Source organism: Sphingomonas xinjiangensis, from assembly GCF_014199255.1.
Classification (GTDB): Bacteria; Pseudomonadota; Alphaproteobacteria; order Sphingomonadales; family Sphingomonadaceae; genus Sphingomonas; species Sphingomonas xinjiangensis.
The window spans coordinates 15333-29931 of sequence record NZ_JACIJF010000014.1 but is presented as its reverse complement, the minus strand read 5'-3'; the positions used below and the strand labels follow the sequence as shown (position 1 = coordinate 29931).

The 14599-nt window shown below is 64.4% G+C and carries 13 protein-coding genes; 4 read left to right on the top strand and 9 right to left on the bottom strand.

Features of this window, described 5'->3' with window-relative positions; all coding sequences use genetic code 11:
• Window positions 1-26: 26 nt before the first annotated feature.
• Window positions 27-1166, top strand: a complete 1140-nt coding sequence (locus FHT02_RS16875) for a GNAT family N-acetyltransferase (RefSeq protein ID WP_184090392.1) — start codon at window positions 27-29, stop codon at window positions 1164-1166.
• A gap of 9 nt (window positions 1167-1175) precedes the next feature.
• On the opposite strand, the gene FHT02_RS16870 is transcribed toward FHT02_RS16875, so the two are convergent.
• The 3 genes from FHT02_RS16870 to FHT02_RS16860 are packed head-to-tail and all read right to left on the bottom strand — an operon-like array spanning window position 1176 to window position 6130.
• Window positions 1176-2843 carry a hypothetical protein gene (locus FHT02_RS16870; protein WP_246352486.1) on the bottom strand — a complete coding sequence of 556 codons (1668 nt, stop codon included), beginning with the start codon at window positions 2841-2843 and terminating at the stop codon, window positions 1176-1178.
• 9 nt (window positions 2844-2852) lie between these two features.
• Window positions 2853-4388: a hypothetical protein gene (locus tag FHT02_RS16865; protein WP_184090389.1), complete on the bottom strand. Its 1536-nt coding sequence runs from the start codon at window positions 4386-4388 to the stop codon at window positions 2853-2855.
• Window positions 4388-6130: a hypothetical protein gene (locus FHT02_RS16860; RefSeq protein WP_184090386.1), complete on the bottom strand. Its 1743-nt coding sequence runs from the start codon at window positions 6128-6130 to the stop codon at window positions 4388-4390. The genes FHT02_RS16865 and FHT02_RS16860 overlap by 1 nt, the downstream gene beginning before the upstream one ends.
• Here FHT02_RS16860 and FHT02_RS16855 point away from each other — a divergent pair.
• On the top strand, window positions 6092-7423 hold the full coding sequence (locus tag FHT02_RS16855; protein WP_246352485.1) for a glycosyltransferase family 2 protein: 1332 nt from the start codon (window positions 6092-6094) through the stop codon (window positions 7421-7423). The genes FHT02_RS16860 and FHT02_RS16855 overlap by 39 nt on opposite strands.
• A 19-nt stretch (window positions 7424-7442) precedes the next feature.
• Here the strand turns inward: FHT02_RS16855 and FHT02_RS16850 are convergent, their stop codons facing one another.
• The 4 genes from FHT02_RS16850 to FHT02_RS16835 all read right to left on the bottom strand — a co-directional run bounded on the left by FHT02_RS16850 (window position 7443) and on the right by FHT02_RS16835 (window position 11532).
• Complete coding sequence (locus FHT02_RS16850; RefSeq protein WP_184090383.1) at window positions 7443-8660, bottom strand: argininosuccinate synthase; 1218 nt, start codon at window positions 8658-8660, stop codon at window positions 7443-7445.
• 67 nt (window positions 8661-8727) lie between these two features.
• Window positions 8728-9981: an SAM-dependent methyltransferase gene (locus tag FHT02_RS16845; RefSeq protein WP_184090380.1), complete on the bottom strand. Its 1254-nt coding sequence runs from the start codon at window positions 9979-9981 to the stop codon at window positions 8728-8730.
• Between the two features lie 109 nt (window positions 9982-10090).
• Window positions 10091-10780: a molybdopterin-dependent oxidoreductase gene (locus FHT02_RS16840; RefSeq protein WP_184090495.1), complete on the bottom strand. Its 690-nt coding sequence runs from the start codon at window positions 10778-10780 to the stop codon at window positions 10091-10093.
• Between the two features lie 38 nt (window positions 10781-10818).
• Window positions 10819-11532 (bottom strand): cytochrome b/b6 domain-containing protein, encoded by a 714-nt coding sequence (locus tag FHT02_RS16835; protein WP_184090377.1) that lies wholly within the window; start codon window positions 11530-11532, stop codon window positions 10819-10821.
• A 74-nt stretch (window positions 11533-11606) separates the two neighbouring features.
• On the opposite strand from FHT02_RS16835, the gene FHT02_RS16830 reads away from it, so the two are divergent.
• On the top strand, window positions 11607-12224 hold the full coding sequence (locus tag FHT02_RS16830) for a flavin reductase family protein (protein WP_184090374.1): 618 nt from the start codon (window positions 11607-11609) through the stop codon (window positions 12222-12224).
• A 2-nt stretch (window positions 12225-12226) separates the two neighbouring features.
• On the opposite strand, the gene FHT02_RS16825 is transcribed toward FHT02_RS16830, so the two are convergent.
• The gene (locus tag FHT02_RS16825) at window positions 12227-12985 is read right to left on the bottom strand and encodes a sulfite exporter TauE/SafE family protein (protein ID WP_184090371.1); all 759 of its coding nucleotides are present in this window, start codon (window positions 12983-12985) and stop codon (window positions 12227-12229) included.
• 44 nt (window positions 12986-13029) lie between these two features.
• Here FHT02_RS16825 and FHT02_RS16820 point away from each other — a divergent pair, with 44 nt between their 5' ends.
• Window positions 13030-13173, top strand: a complete 144-nt coding sequence (locus FHT02_RS16820; protein WP_184090368.1) for a hypothetical protein — start codon at window positions 13030-13032, stop codon at window positions 13171-13173.
• Between the two features lie 115 nt (window positions 13174-13288).
• On the opposite strand, the gene rlmN is transcribed toward FHT02_RS16820, so the two are convergent.
• Window positions 13289-14497 (bottom strand): dual-specificity RNA methyltransferase RlmN, encoded by a 1209-nt coding sequence (gene rlmN / locus FHT02_RS16815; RefSeq protein ID WP_184090365.1) that lies wholly within the window; start codon window positions 14495-14497, stop codon window positions 13289-13291.
• Window positions 14498-14599 lie beyond the last annotated feature (102 nt).

Genomic DNA, 14599 nt, shown 5'->3' with positions numbered 1-14599 from the left:
GCCATGGTGCGCTTATCTGGACGGCAGTGAGTGCCCCGCCGATCTCCGCCCGCATCGCCCCTGGCGTCCAGTCCTTCTCGGCAGAAGAGTGGGATGGCTGCGCCGGCCTTGCCAATCCGTTCGTGTCGCACGCCTTTCTTTCGGCGCTCGAACGTTCCGGGTCGGTGGGCGCTCGTGCGGGCTGGCAGCCGCTGCCCATCGTGATCGACGGTTCCGATGGTCGGCCAGGCGCAGTCAGCCCAGCCTATGTGAAGGCGCACAGCCAGGGGGAATATGTCTTCGATCATGCCTGGGCCGATGCCTGGGAGCGCGCAGGCGGAGATTACTACCCCAAGCTTCAGATCGCGGTACCCTTCACTCCGGTTCCCGGTCCACGCCTGCTACTACGCGACCAAGCTCTCGCACCGGCACTGATTGCCGCGGTCGAGGCGGTGACCGACCAGAACGGTCTGTCTTCCGCGCATGTCACCTTCGTCGCGCAGGATCAGCTTTCCGACTTCGAACGCGCGGGATGGCTACTGCGCGCCGGCACGCAGTTCCATTGGCAGAATAACGGCTATGCGCGCTTCGACGACTTTCTGGAAGCACTTGCCAGCCGCAAGCGCAAAGCGATCCGCAAGGAGCGCAAACAAGCGTTAGAGGGGCTCCGCGTGCGCCATTTGAGCGGCGCCGAGATTACGGAAGCGCACTGGGATGCGTTCTGGGGTTTCTACCAGGACACAGGATCGCGCAAATGGGGCCGACCCTATCTAACCCGTGCCTTCTTCTCGATGCTGGGCGAAGCGATGGCGGACAAGGTCCTGTTGATCTTTGCCGAACGCGACGGTGTGCCGATCGCCGGTGCGCTCAATCTGATCGGAGGCGACACGCTTTACGGTCGGTATTGGGGCGCGGTCGAGCAGGTGCCGTTCCTTCATTTCGAACTCTGCTACTATCAAGCGATCGACGTTGCGATCGAACGCGGCCTGGCGCGCGTGGAGGCCGGCGCTCAAGGCGAGCACAAGCTTGCCCGTGGCTATGTCCCGGTCACCACTTGGTCAGCGCACTACATTCCCGATCCCGCGTTCCGCCGCGCTGTCGCCGACTATCTGGAGCGCGAGAAACAGGCGATTGCGGATGAGCAGGAGTATCTGGGCGAACTGACGCCCTTCCGCCGCGGCGGCTAAAGCCGGCGCTCAGTCGACCTGCTTGGGGATCGTCACTGGCCGTCCCGGCGCGCGGCCGTCGCCCAGCATGATGTCGCGTTCGGAGCGCGGCACGGGCAGCTCGCCCGGCCTGATCACCGGCGCGGGGACGCGGTGATCGACTCGGAACAGCCCGCTCGTGCCGTCGCGCCACACCGGCACCAACCCCTGGAGGAAGCGCGGATCATAGGCTGGCGGGCGAACCAGCCAGACATAGTCGAAGGCGTCGCGCGGGAAGCGCGTCAGCGCCCAGGGGATCGGTCGCCACCACTCGCGCGGACACTGCACATCCGTCACCAGTTCGGACGGATCATGTGCGAAGCGGCCGGCGGCGGCATAGCGCACCGTCAGCAGCTGCCCGCCCGCCATCGACCATTGATCATTGGCGTAGGCGAGCTTGCGCTCCAGCGCGAGCCCGGGAAGGTGCTGCACGCGCGTCATCCGCCATTCGTTGTAGCAGGTCTCGCCCACGAAGGTGATCAGGCGGGCGCCACGCGGCAGATGGTCGAGCGCCTTCAGCTCGCGGTCATAGGCCTTGTCGTAGAGGAAGAAACTGTACGCCGTGGCGCCGATCCGCGCAGTGAAGAAGGCCATGCCGATCGCCGCCACCAGCGCCGCGCCGCGCATCGACATGCCCGGTTTAGGCCGGATGCCGATGATGGCGATCGCAAGCATGAACGGCACCAGCCGCATATCGGCATAAGCGGAGCCGAACACGATCCGTGGCAGCAGGATGTAGACGGCGAGGAGGAACAGCGCCGAAAGCGTCAGGTTGCGCGAATATTGGATGTTCGGATCGCGCACGGCCTTGAACATCAGCAGGAACAGCACGCCGAGCGAGGCGAGGTCGAACAGCTGCCAGCGGTCGCGAAACACCTGCACCACCCACAAGGTCTTGGCACGCCAGTTGAACCAGTTGCCGGTCTGGCCCGTCACATGCCCGCCGCTGCGCCACAGAACCATCAGCAGCGCCGGCGGCGCCAGTACCAGGCAATGCATGCCGGTCCAAAACCAGGGATACAGCCAGCGCCGGGCAAAGCCCTGCCCTTCTGCCAAATCGTGCTGCCGCACCAGCTCGGCCGAGAACGCCAGCAGTCCCAGCATGCCCCAGCCATAGGTATGACAGACCCAGATCGTTGCCGAGATGGGCACGAACAGCACGGCACGCAGCTTCAGCCGCCCAAGCCGTGCGAGGCGCAGCCACCACCCGAACGCGATCAGGGCCAACGCCATCGACATCGCGAAATTGACGAAGCCGAAGTGGAACGGAAAGGAATAAGCAAGCGGCAGCGCGAACAGTGCGGTGGCGGGGATGCGGCCATGCACTTCGCGCGCGATCATCAGCAGCCCGGCCACCGTCATCGCCGGGATGGTGATGATGATGAGCTTTACCGCGAGCTCAAGCCCGAACAGTTTGTGCAGCGGGATTACGAGGAGGTCGACGCCCAGATTGCCCATCAGGCTCCACTGGAAATCATACCATTCCCGGAGCCACGGCGCCTGATCATATTCAAACTGAACACGGTAACGGCCCATATGGCCGGGCAAGTCGACCAGGGGCGGCACGTCCGGCCACAGCAGCGGCACCAAAGCCATCAATGTGCAAAGTGCCACGAACCATCGTGTCTGCCACCAATGCAGCGTTTCGCCCGTGTTCATCGCGCCGCCTTAGGGGACCAGGGGCCGCCCTTTCAAGCGAACTTGATACACGGCGGACACAGGGTTCGACCAGATCAGCTGCAAGTCGGGGAACAGGCCAGGATCGGCAGGGACGCCGACGGTCCACACATGCGTGAAGGTGCCGCGCGAAAAGCCTGCGATACCTGGCTTCAGCTGGGTCGTCTGATACTGGCAGCCTTGCGCATAGATGATCTGCGAAGGATCGGCACGCAAGCTGCCTGAGTCGGCATGCCGGGGCCGCAGCAGCTGCTGGCCAGCCAACGCCCATTGTTCGTTGGTAAAGGCATCCCGCCGCGCGACCGCGAGGCCGGCGATGTGTGTCAGCCGGGTGCTTGCCCAGCCACAGGGTTCGGCCACCAGCGAGAGCACTGCCGCGCCGCGTGGAATATGCGCGAGGGCTTCTGCTGCGTCGCGTTGCGCCTCGCCATACAGGAAGAGGCTAATCGTGGTGGCGCCCATGCGGATCAAGAAGAACCCAGCGGCGAACGCCGCTACCAGCGCACCGCGCGCCGGAATAGCGATCACCAGCATTGCCACCGCTGGAGCCAGCATGCGCATGTCGACATAGGAGCCGCCGAGCATCAGCCTGGGCAGTGCCAGAAAGGCAAGGAAGCCGATCAGCGCGGCGGCTCCCAATTCCCCCAGGCCCCGCCCTCGCGTGTGCCGCAGCAGGATGAGGAGAAACGACAACACGAACAGCGCCGACAGCGCATCAAACCTTTGCCAACGGTCGCGCAGCAGCGACGCCGCCCAGACCAGCTTGGCGGCCCAGGACCATTCAGGGTCGAGCGCCACTCCCCCGCCGCGCATCACAAGCGCCGGGAGCGCGAGAAGAAGGCAGGGCAGGACGGCGTTCACCAGTGCATGGGCCCAGCTGGCGCCTCCACGGCGCAGCCGGACGACCTCCACCGCGAAAGCGAACAGCCCGAACATGCCCCACCCGAAGCTGTGGCATAGCCACAGCAGGAACGAGACCGGCACGAATAGCGCCCCGCGCAGCCACAGCCGGCCCTGCCGCCCAAGGATCATCCACCAGGCAAGCGCATGCAGCACCAGCGCCGAAGCCAGCACAAAATTCACGAAACCGGCGTGAAAGGAATAGCCATAGACCAGCGCAAAAGCGATCGGGGCCGCGGGCGTCAGCCCGCCATGCACCAGCCGCGACAGCCGCACCACGCCCCACCCCCACAGCAGCGGGATGGCGATCACCACCGCCTTGGTTGCGGGCTCCACGCCGACCAGCTTGGCTAGTGCGACGACGAGCAGGTCAACGCCAAGATTGCCGATCGGCGCCCATTGGAAACTCCAGTGCCGCTGGAGATCCGGCGAACTCCCGATCGCATCGGCGATATGGTACCGTCCGATATGCCCGGGTAAGTCCATCAGCGGCGGCACCGCCGGCCACAGCAGCGGGAGGATCAGCAACAGCATGCAGCCCGCAACGAACAAGCGGGTCTGCCACCAGGGGCCGGCGCTGTGGCGGTGATCAGGACCGGCAGACATCCGCAGGGCTTGCCGCGCCATCAGCGTACTTTGTAGACGCGCACGGCGCCGCCGACCGATACGGGTTCCAGCCACTCGGGCGGAGGCTGCGGCGATTGAAGACGAGCCACCAAGGTGCCGGGGCGTAGGGGAGCCAATCCGTCCTCCTGCAGGGACTCCGGGCAGAGCGCGACATACGCTACTCGTTCTGCTCGGGCTTGCGCATGCGCCCTTTCGGGAACCGACAGGAAGAAGCGGTACATCGCCAGATCGCCCGAGTTGTTGCGGTGGTACAGGCTTGCGATCACGTGATGCGGAGTCATGCTGAGCAGGTACGAGTCCAGTTCGAGCGGTGCCATGATCCGGCCTCGCGGTAACGCGGCGATTGCATGGATCGGACCCGGCGCGGTGCAATCATTCTGCGCCTTCTTTGCGAGCACCACCGGACCAGCTTGAGCCGTGTCGATTTGTACGGCCAACAAGTTCCACAACATTCCTGCACCACATAGCCAAAGCGGCAGTCGTTTCACTGGTAAATTCTGCCGCGCGATCGCCACTGCAAAGGGTATCACTGCCACGCCCGCCATGATGTAGGTCACTCGAACCTGCAGGATGCTGGCAATTGCGCCCAAGACCATGAACAATGCGAAGCCCAGCCAACGCCAGTCATGCCGAGCCCTGATCATCGCGGCCACCGCGCCCGCGAGCACAAGCCCCCCATAACCGATCACGGTTCCAACTGTTTTCTGTTCGAACAGGCCGCGTGCTTCGGATACGTTGCGCATCCAGACTTTTTGAAGAAGTGGATCTAGCGCGCCATAAGGTCCTGCAAAGCAGGTCGGTGCCAAGCCCATGACAAGGAAAAGCGTGACGGCTCCAAGAGCGGCTCCCACCGCCATTCGCAGTCGCCATGTGGTCAACTTGGCACCAGCACTTCCAAGCAGGGCCCAACCGGCTGCAACTATCAGAGTTGCGCGCGTTGAGTTCGGGGTAAAGCCGTCGCACCACGCCTCCGGCCAGACCTGAGGTTGGGCAACGGCGAGCAGGAGCAACGTGACGCTGCCAAGCGATGCAGCGAAGCCGGATGCGAAGTGGTTGGAGCCTCGCCCGCCCCTCAGCCAGCCAATACCCATCACTACCATCATAGCCGCGATTTCCGGCGCCGTTTCCAGTCCGATTGCCAAGCTTGCCGCGGTCGCGATCCCGGCGATTATCCCGCTGCGCAACCCCGCAGGAGCAAGCACCGCATCAAGCAAGACGAGGATGAGCACGATCTGCAAACCATGATGATCGATGCGTCCGGGCACGAACAAACTGATGGTGGGAAAGGCGAATGCCGCAAGCAGGATCGCGAACACTCTCGATCGCTCGTCGCTGAGCCTCACGGCAATACGAGCAACAAGCAGCAGATAAACGAAGAACAGGATCGCCGGGTAAGCTATGGCCATCACAAGTTCAGCGGCATGGCTGCCGACCAACGGCTTGAGTACGAGCAGCAGCAATGCCGGCCCAGCGTCCGCCAGCCGAGACCAATGCATCGGCGCACCGGCTCCAAGACCCGAGCGATATTGCATCAGATCATTGAAACGTTGGCCGTTCAGCCAATCCCGAACCTGCTGCAATCTAGCGACATCGTCGTTGTCGGGAAGCCGCAGCACTTCAAGGTCAGCCCAGTCCTTCCATGTCCAAGCCACAGACAACGCAAAGGTAAGAGCCAGCGCCAGCCATGATATGCGGAGAAAGGGTTGCTTAGTGCCGGTTCGAAACGGCTCCTGCGGCGACATCGTCATACCCTCCTAATGTCCGGATCATGCTTAAATTTTCATTGTGTTGTTAACCAAAATTTTTGGGCGGCAGCATATCATAAGCACATGGCTACTCCTGCTTTTGCTCGAACAACCTTCGCTGCGTCGAACGCCTCCGAGCACGAGATCGAGCTGTCGATCATCATGCCTTGCCTCAATGAAGCGGAAACGCTTGGAACATGCATCAAGAAGGCAAGGGCCTTTCTTACCGACTACGGTCTTTCCGGCGAGATCATCGTTGCCGACAACGGCTCTGTCGATGGCTCACAGCAAATAGCTAACGCTATGGGAGCCCGGATAGTCGACGTGTCTGCCCGGGGCTATGGTGCGGCATTGATCGGCGGGATCAACGCAGCCCATGGTAAATTCGTCGCCATGGGTGATGCGGACGACTCGTACGATTTCAGTGCCCTGATGCCTTTCCTAGCGCAGTTGCGCGAAGGCGCAGACCTAGTGATGGGCAACCGCTTCCGCGGCGGCATAGCGCCCAGGGCCATGCCGCCACTGCACCGTTGGCTGGGCAATCCGGTGCTGAGCTTCCTCGGCCGCGCCTTCTTCCGCATTCCCGTCGGCGACTTTCATTGCGGGCTTCGAGCCTTCCGCCGCGACAGCATCCGCGCGCTCAGCCTCGCTGCGCCTGGCATGGAGTTCGCCAGCGAAATGGTCGTCAAGGCAGCCATCGAGAAGCTTGATATACGCGAAGTGCCGACCACCCTCGAGCCTGATGGGCGAAGTCGGCCTCCGCATCTGCGCACCTGGCGCGATGGATGGCGGCACCTTCGCTTCCTGCTGATCTACGCACCGCGCTTCTTGTTCTTGTATCCGGGTCTGGCGCTTTCCGGCATCGGGCTGGCGGGACTGGCCGCACTCGCCCCAGGCGACCTGCGCGTCGGCGCAATCGAGTTTGGCGTTCATACAATGATTTTCGCAGCGATGGCGGTGCTGATGGGTTCGCAGCTGATCGGGCTCAGCATCATGGCCCGGCGGTATGGCGCGATCGTAGGGATGTGGCCGGAAAGCCGACTGATGCAGCGCGTACGCGGCTGGTTCACAGTGGAGCGCGCCTGCATCTTCGGCGGAGCCATGCTAATGCTCGGGATCAGCGGCGCAGTGACTGCCACGTCGATTTGGGCATCGCTGGGCTTCGGCGGTCTCAATCCATCGGCCCTGATGCGGCTAACTATTCCGTCAATGCTCATGGCGTGCATCGGTCTTCAGACGGTAGTTACCGCCTTCTTCATCGGCCTGCTGGACCAGCCGCGCGAGCGGTAAACTCACGCGGCTGGTGGCCTCACGCCTCGCGCCGCCCCAGCAGCCGCAGCCGCAGGGCGTTGAGCTTGATGAAGCCCGCTGCGTCCCGCTGGTCGTACGCGCCCTGGTCGTCCTCGAAGGTCACGACCTTTTCCGAATACAGGCTGTAGGGCGACTTGCGGCCGGTAATGGTCGCCTGGCCCTTGTACAGCTTGAGCCGGACGGTGCCGGTCACCTTTTCCTGGCTATGGTCGATCGCGGCCTGGAGCATCTCGCGCTCGGGCGCGAACCAGAACCCGTTATAGATCAGCTCGGCATAGCGCGGCGCCAGCTCGTCCTTCAGATGCGCGGCGCCGCGATCGAGGGTGATCTGCTCGATACCGCGATGCGCGGCGTGATAGATCGTGCCGCCCGGAGTTTCGTACATGCCGCGGCTCTTCATGCCCACGAAGCGGTTTTCGACCAGGTCGAGCCGGCCGATGCCGTGCTTGCGGCCGAGCTCGTTGAGGGCGGTGAGCAGCGTCGCGGGCGACATCGCCTCGCCATTCAGCGCCACGCCGTCGCCCCGCTCGAAATCGATGGTGATCGTCTCGGGTGCGTCGGGCGCGTCCTCGGGGTTTACTGTGCGTGAATAGACGTAATCGGGCACTTCCTCCCACGGATCTTCGAGCACCTTGCCCTCGGACGAGGTGTGGAGAAGGTTGGCGTCAGTCGAGAAGGGCGATTCGCCGCGCTTGTCCTTGGCGACCGGGATCTGGTGCGCTTCGGCAAATTCGATCAGCCGGGTGCGGCTGGTCAGGTCCCATTCGCGCCACGGCGCAATCACCTTGATGTCGGGGTTCAGCGCATAATAGCCAAGCTCGAAGCGAACCTGGTCGTTGCCTTTGCCGGTCGCGCCATGGCTCACCGCGTCGGCGTTGACCATTTTCGCGATCTCGATCTGGCGCTTGGCGATCAGCGGCCGCGCGATCGACGTGCCGAGCAGGTAGGTGCCCTCGTACAGCGCGTTGGCGCGCATCATCGGGAAAACGAAGTCGCGGACGAACTCCTCGCGCAGGTCGTCGATGAAGATGTGCTCGGGCTTGACGCCGGCCATCTCGGCCTTTTTGCGCGCGGGCTCCAGCTCTTCGCCCTGGCCCAGGTCGGCAGTGAAGGTCACCACCTCGCACTGATATTCCTGCTGCAGCCACTTCAGGATCACACTGGTGTCCAGCCCGCCCGAATAGGCGAGGACAACGCGGTTGATCTGATCGGACATGGGGCAGCGACTCCGGGGCTAGTATGAATCGGCGCGCTCTAGGGTTCCCTGCCCCCCCGTGCAACCATTAGGCGCGGCGCAGCTGCGGCACCGCGTCATCCTCGCGCAAAGCCTCCTCGGCCTGGGCCATATAGTCACGGGTGATCGGCAGCGCGTGGCGCGAACGCGAGAACTGCAGTTGATAATTGACCAGCCCGCCGTTCCAGAAGCTGACGAAGCATCCGGCGAGATAGAAGGTCCACATCCGGTAGAAGCGTTCGTCATACAGCGCGACGATCTCGTTCCGCGCCGCCACCGTCCGCTCGTACCAGGCCTTGAGCGTATAGGCGTAATGCAGCCGCAGCACCTCGATGTCGGTGGCGAACATTTTCATGCCCTCATAGCCTTGCGCGATCTCCGACAGCGCCGGGATGTAGCCGCCGGGAAAGATGTATTTCAGCGTGAACGCGTCGGTATAACCAGGCGCGCCCGCGCGGCCGATCGTGTGGAGCAGCATCACGCCTTCTGGCGTCAGCAACGCGCGCACCTTGGCGAAAAAGGTGCGATATTGCGGCGTGCCGACATGCTCAAACATGCCCACCGATACGATGCGGTCGAATTGCCCGCTCAGCGCGCGGTAATCGATCAGCTCGAACTTGACCTTGTCGGCGACGCCTGCCGCCACGGCGCGTTCGCGCGCGACCTTGAGCTGTTCTTCGGACAAGGTGATGCCCAGCACCTCGGCGCCGGTCTTCTCGTGGATGTACAGCGCCATCCCGCCCCAGCCGCAGCCGATGTCGAGCACCTTCATTCCGGGCTGTATCGCCAGCTTGGCGACGATGTGCGCCTTCTTGTCGGCCTGCGCCTGTTCCAGGCTGTTCGACGGATCCGTGAAGTACGCGCAGCTATATTGGCGGTCCTTGTCGAGGAAGAGGTCGTACAGCGTCGCCGACAGGTCGTAATGGTGCGCGACGTTGCGCTTGGCCGAACGCGCCATGTTGCGCCGGCCCAGCCAGTGCGCCGCCTTGCCGACCAGTCGCTGGATCGGCTTGGGATCGAGCGCGGTGCGGCCTTCTTCCCAGCGGTTGTTCTCGGTCATCAGCATCAGCAGGTCGAGGATCTCGCCCTCCTCTAGCGTCAGCTTGCCGTCCATGAACGCCTCGGCCGCGCCCAGGCTGGGATCGCGCAGGATCTGCCGCTCGGCGCCGGGGCCGAAGCGGAGGCTGACCGGCTTCAGATCGGGGTCCGGCGTGCCAAAGGTGCGGGAGGCGCCCCCATCGCGAAGGACGGTGAGCTGGCCGCGCTTGACGGCGCGGGTGAAGAAACGATCGATCAAGGCCATTGCGCGAACTCGAAGCAGCTATTTGTGTCCTGCCGATATCCGTACCGCCATTGGGCAGTGCAGCAAACCCATAGGATGGGTAAGCCCCGTCCTTGCTCAGCGGGACGCCCTAGATCCCGGCATACCATTCATAGCCGTTGCTATCCTCCCAATAGCCACCCTTGCCGCCGCCGATCCCGGCCAGCGAGGCGACCACTTCCACGCCCATGATGTACTTGGCCTGCTTGTAACCAAGCTGCCGCTCTACCCTCAGGCGCAGCGGCGCGCCGTGGCCCACGTCCAGATACCGGTCGTTCATCGCCCAGGCGAGGATGGTCTGGGGGTGAAAGGCGTCGATCAAGTCGATCGACTCATAGTAGGAATCTGCCCCAAACCGGTCGGCGCAGTGGAACACCACATAGCGCGCATCGTTGCGGATGCCGGCGAGTTGCAGCACCGTCTCTAGCCGCGGCCCTTGCCATTTGCCGATCGCGCTCCACCCTTCGACGCAGTCGTGCCGAGTCACCTGCGCGCGCTGGGGCAGCGACTGCAGCTGGGCCAGGCTGAGGGTCAGCGGCCGCCGCACCAGTCCGGTGACCGGCAGCCGCCAATCGGCAAAGCGGTTCGCCGTCACGGCGGCATATTCGGGCGTGTTCGGCCGGTTCGTGCCGTTGGTGCGGAACACCGGGCTCATCTGGTCGGTGTGGTATTCGCGCGCCAGCGCCGCGCGCCCGTTCACGCTACGCTGGAGGAAGCGGTGCGCATCCTCGGCGCTGAGCAGCGCCGGGCTGTCGCTCCACCGGTCGCACCCGGCGAGCATCACCGCGCCGGTGGTGACCAGCAAATTGCGTCGCGTGATCACGAATGGTCCTCCTCGGGCGTGCGCCACCAGCCGGTGACCATTGATCGCAGCTCGTTGACCGGCCCGGCCAGGATCACCAGCGTCAGGTGAACGACGACGAACAGCGTCATCGCGCCCATTGCAATGAAGTGCACCGACCGCGCCGATTGCCGCCCGCCGAACAGGTCGCTCAGCCACGGCCACATGCCGGGCGCTAGCGCCAGTCCGCTCAGCACCAGCAGCGGCATCAGCACGAACACCACACCGACATAGCTGAGCTTCTGGAAGCCATTGTACGCGCGCGGATCGTGGGGATCATGAAAGCGAAGCGCCCAGTGCGCCTTGAGGTCGGTGCATAACAACGCCGGCGTCAGGTCGCGGCGGCGGATGCGCAGGTCGCGCTGGATGTGCCGGTTGACCAAACCCCACACCATGTACGCCAGCAGCCCGAACGCCAGCACCAGCGCGAACGCCAGGTGCCAGTGCCGTGCACCTGCAAGGCTATAGCGCGACGGGAGCGTGACCCAGCCGGGCCAGCGCGGCAGCTCCAGCCAGGCCGGATCGAAATTCGCGCCATAATGCCCCCAATAGAGCCGGGGATGCGCGTTGAAGATCATCAGCCCGCTGCCGATCAGCACGATCACGGCAACGGCGTTGACCCAGTGCCACAATCGCGTGAACAGCCGGTGGCGGTACACGCGGACCGGCGCGGCGGGGGAGTCGGCTCGCATGCTGGCGGGATAGCAGCCCAAGCGCGGCCCTGCACCCCTTGCCTGCGCCCGCGCCGCCGCCACATGGTCGTGCGATGACCGAATACCACTCCTACGAACCAGCCAAAGGCCATGGCCTTAAGCACAATCCCCTTAACGCGATCGTCGCGCCGCGCCCGATCGGCTGGATCAGCACGCTGTCGCAAGGCGGCGTCCGCAACCTGGCGCCCTACAGCTTTTTCAACGCGTTCGCCTATGTGCCGCCGCTGATCGGCTTCTCGTCACAGGGATGGAAGGACAGCATTGAGAATGCCCGCGCCACGCGTGAGTTCGTGTGGAACCTCGCCACCCGCGGCCAGGCGCAGGCGATGAACGCCAGCTCGGCAACGGTGGCGCGCGACGTGGACGAGTTCGCCCTGGCCGGGCTCGGTACCCTGCCCTCGCAGCTCGTCCGTCCCGATCGCGTCGCCGGCAGCCCGGTCCAGTTCGAATGCAAGGTAACCCAGATCGTTCAGCTGGAGACCAAGGAAGGCACGGCGATTGAGCAATGGCTGGTGCTCGGCGAAGTGGTCGCCGCGCATATCCACCGCGCGATGCTGGAGGACGGCGTGTACCAGACCGCCCGTGCCCGCCCGATCCTGCGCGGCGGCGGTCCGGCCGACTATTTCGAGATCACCGAAGCCGCGCTGTTCCAGATGCCTCGCCCGGCCTGATCTCACCCATAGGCGCGCACGAAGAACACCAACGTCGTCACGCCGGTGACGCCGAGCGTCCACCATCGCACCAGCGCATGCGGCAAGCGCTTGCCCACCTTCGCGCCCAGCCAGCCGCCCAGTACCGATCCCACAAGCATCGGTGCCGCTGCGCTCCAGTGCACCAGCCCGAAGCCGATGAACACGAACGCCGCGGCGAAGTTCGCCACCGCCAGCATCAGCGTGCGCGGCGCGAACATCGCTCGCGGGCTCATCGCCGCCAGCAGGCCATAGGTGGCAGTGGTCATGATCCCCACGCCGCCGCCGAAATAGCCGCCATAGGTGCCGAGCACCGCCTGCGCGACCACCAGCGTGCGCGGCCCGATCGTCACCCGCGCCTGCAGCCATTGCGCCCCAGCACCGCCAAAGGCGATTGCCAGGAACGCGATCAGCAAAAGCCACGGGATGATGACGTCGAACGCGCGCCCCGGCGTCACCACCAGCAACAGGCTGCCCACCAGCCCGCCGACAAACGTGATTGCGCCGAGCAGCCGGATACTGACCCCGCCCAGCGGCGCCAGTTCCTTGCGAAACGCCCAGGCGCTCGCCCCCGCCCCGGGCAGCAGCGCCACGTTGGACGTGGCGTTGGCGACGTTCGCCGGCAGTCCCAGCGCGATCAGCGACGGCAGGGTCGCGAAGCTCCCACCACCGGCAAGCGCATTCATCGCGCCGCCCAGAATGCCCGCGCCGAGTGCCAGTGCTGCGGAGGATATATCAACCATTGCCGCGCCATAGACGCGAATCGGTCGTCCAGGTGAGAAAGTTGATGCGCTCCGCGTGGGTCCTGATCGGTCTCGGCACGACCGCAATTGCGGCGCTGGGCGGCGCCGGATTACTGGCGGCGATCAGAGTGTCGAGCAAGCGGCGCGCGAACGAAGCAAAGCAGGTTGCCCGGCCCGCCTATCACTGAGCGGCCGGTTGTCCCTCGCGATTATATCACGTTGCGGTGGACGCCTTCCGCTTGTGCAAAAGAAAGGCGCTGTCGTGGGCAAGTTCATAGGAGAGGCGACACCTCCCGCTGACCATCAACCCAGCGCTGCCATCTTCTCTTCGGCCGCACGGTCCATCTGTGCGCGGCTCTTCTTCTCCGCAGCGGTCTTCAGCTGGCCGCAGGCCGCGTCAATGTCGCGTCCGCGCGGGGTGCGCACCGGCGCGGAGATCCCACCCTCGAACACGATGTTCGAGAAGGACCGGATGCGCTCGGGCGTCGAGCACTCATACGCCGCGCCGGGCCACGGGTTGAACGGGATCAGGTTCACCTTGGCAGGCAGCTTGTATTTCTTGAGCAGCCGGACAAGCTCATGCGCATCGGCGTCGCTGTCGTTCTTGTCCTTCAACATCACATATTCGAATGTGATGCGCCGCGCATTGTTGGCGCCGGGATAATCCGCGCACGCCTGCAACAGCTCCTCGATGCCGTATTTCTTGTTGAGCGGCACGATCTCGTCGCGCACGTCCTTGGTCACCGCGTGGAGCGACACCGCCAAATTGACGCCAATCTCCTCGCCCGCGCGCGCCATCATCGGCACCACGCCACTCGTCGACAGGGTGATACGGCGCTTGCTCAGCGCCAGCCCGTCGCCGTCCATGACGATCTGCAATCCCGATTTCACCTCATCGAAATTGTACAGAGGCTCGCCCATGCCCATCATCACGATGTTGGTGAGCATCCGCCCCTCGGGCTGGCTCGGCCATTCGCCCAGCGAATCGCGCGCCAGCATGACCTGCCCGACGATCTCGCCCGCGGTCAGGTTGCGCACCAGCCGCATCGTGCCGGTGTGGCAGAAGCGGCAATTGAGCGTGCAGCCCACCTGGCTCGACACGCACAGCGTCCCCCGATCGGCGTCGGGGATGAACACCATCTCGTAATCCTGCGCGTCGGGCGAGCGCAGCAGCCATTTGCGGGTGCCGTCGCTCGACACCTGCGCCTCGACCACCTCAGGCCGGCCGATCACGAAGCGCTCGGCCAGCCAGGGGTGCTGCGCCTTGGCGATATCGGTCATGTGCGAAAAATCGGTCGCACCGCGATTATAGATCCAGTGCCATAGCTGCTTGGCGCGCAGCTTGGCCTGTTTCAGCTCCATGCCGCCGTCGAGCAACGCGGCGCGGATGCCGTCCTTCGACAGGCCGATCAGATCGGTCTTGCCGTCGGGGCGCGGCGCCTTGGCCCGGGGTACGGGCACGGGATCGATGTGCCCGGGGATGGGCATGGGAGCGGCCGACACTGTCTGCATGGGGCGCCATATAAGCGATTTCGCACCGAATTTCCACACCTCGTGCAAGCTTGCCGCCCGTCATGCGAATGGCACAGCGCATCGCGGATCGCTTGCGGGAGC

Coding starts and splice junctions, on each gene's coding strand:
- FHT02_RS16870 (WP_246352486.1), bottom strand. CDS start 2,843: ATGAACACGGGCGAAACGCTGCATTGGTGGCAGACACGATGGTTCGTG.
- FHT02_RS16865 (WP_184090389.1), bottom strand. CDS start 4,388: ATGGCGCGGCAAGCCCTGCGGATGTCTGCCGGTCCTGATCACCGCCAC.
- FHT02_RS16860 (WP_184090386.1), bottom strand. CDS start 6,130: ATGTCGCCGCAGGAGCCGTTTCGAACCGGCACTAAGCAACCCTTTCTC.
- FHT02_RS16850 (WP_184090383.1), bottom strand. CDS start 8,660: ATGTCCGATCAGATCAACCGCGTTGTCCTCGCCTATTCGGGCGGGCTG.
- FHT02_RS16845 (WP_184090380.1), bottom strand. CDS start 9,981: ATGGCCTTGATCGATCGTTTCTTCACCCGCGCCGTCAAGCGCGGCCAG.
- FHT02_RS16840 (WP_184090495.1), bottom strand. CDS start 10,780: ATGCTCGCCGGGTGCGACCGGTGGAGCGACAGCCCGGCGCTGCTCAGC.
- FHT02_RS16835 (WP_184090377.1), bottom strand. CDS start 11,532: ATGCGAGCCGACTCCCCCGCCGCGCCGGTCCGCGTGTACCGCCACCGG.
- FHT02_RS16830 (WP_184090374.1), top strand. CDS start 11,607: ATGACCGAATACCACTCCTACGAACCAGCCAAAGGCCATGGCCTTAAG.
- FHT02_RS16825 (WP_184090371.1), bottom strand. CDS start 12,985: ATGGTTGATATATCCTCCGCAGCACTGGCACTCGGCGCGGGCATTCTG.
- FHT02_RS16820 (WP_184090368.1), top strand. CDS start 13,030: ATGCGCTCCGCGTGGGTCCTGATCGGTCTCGGCACGACCGCAATTGCG.
- rlmN (WP_184090365.1), bottom strand. CDS start 14,497: ATGCAGACAGTGTCGGCCGCTCCCATGCCCATCCCCGGGCACATCGAT.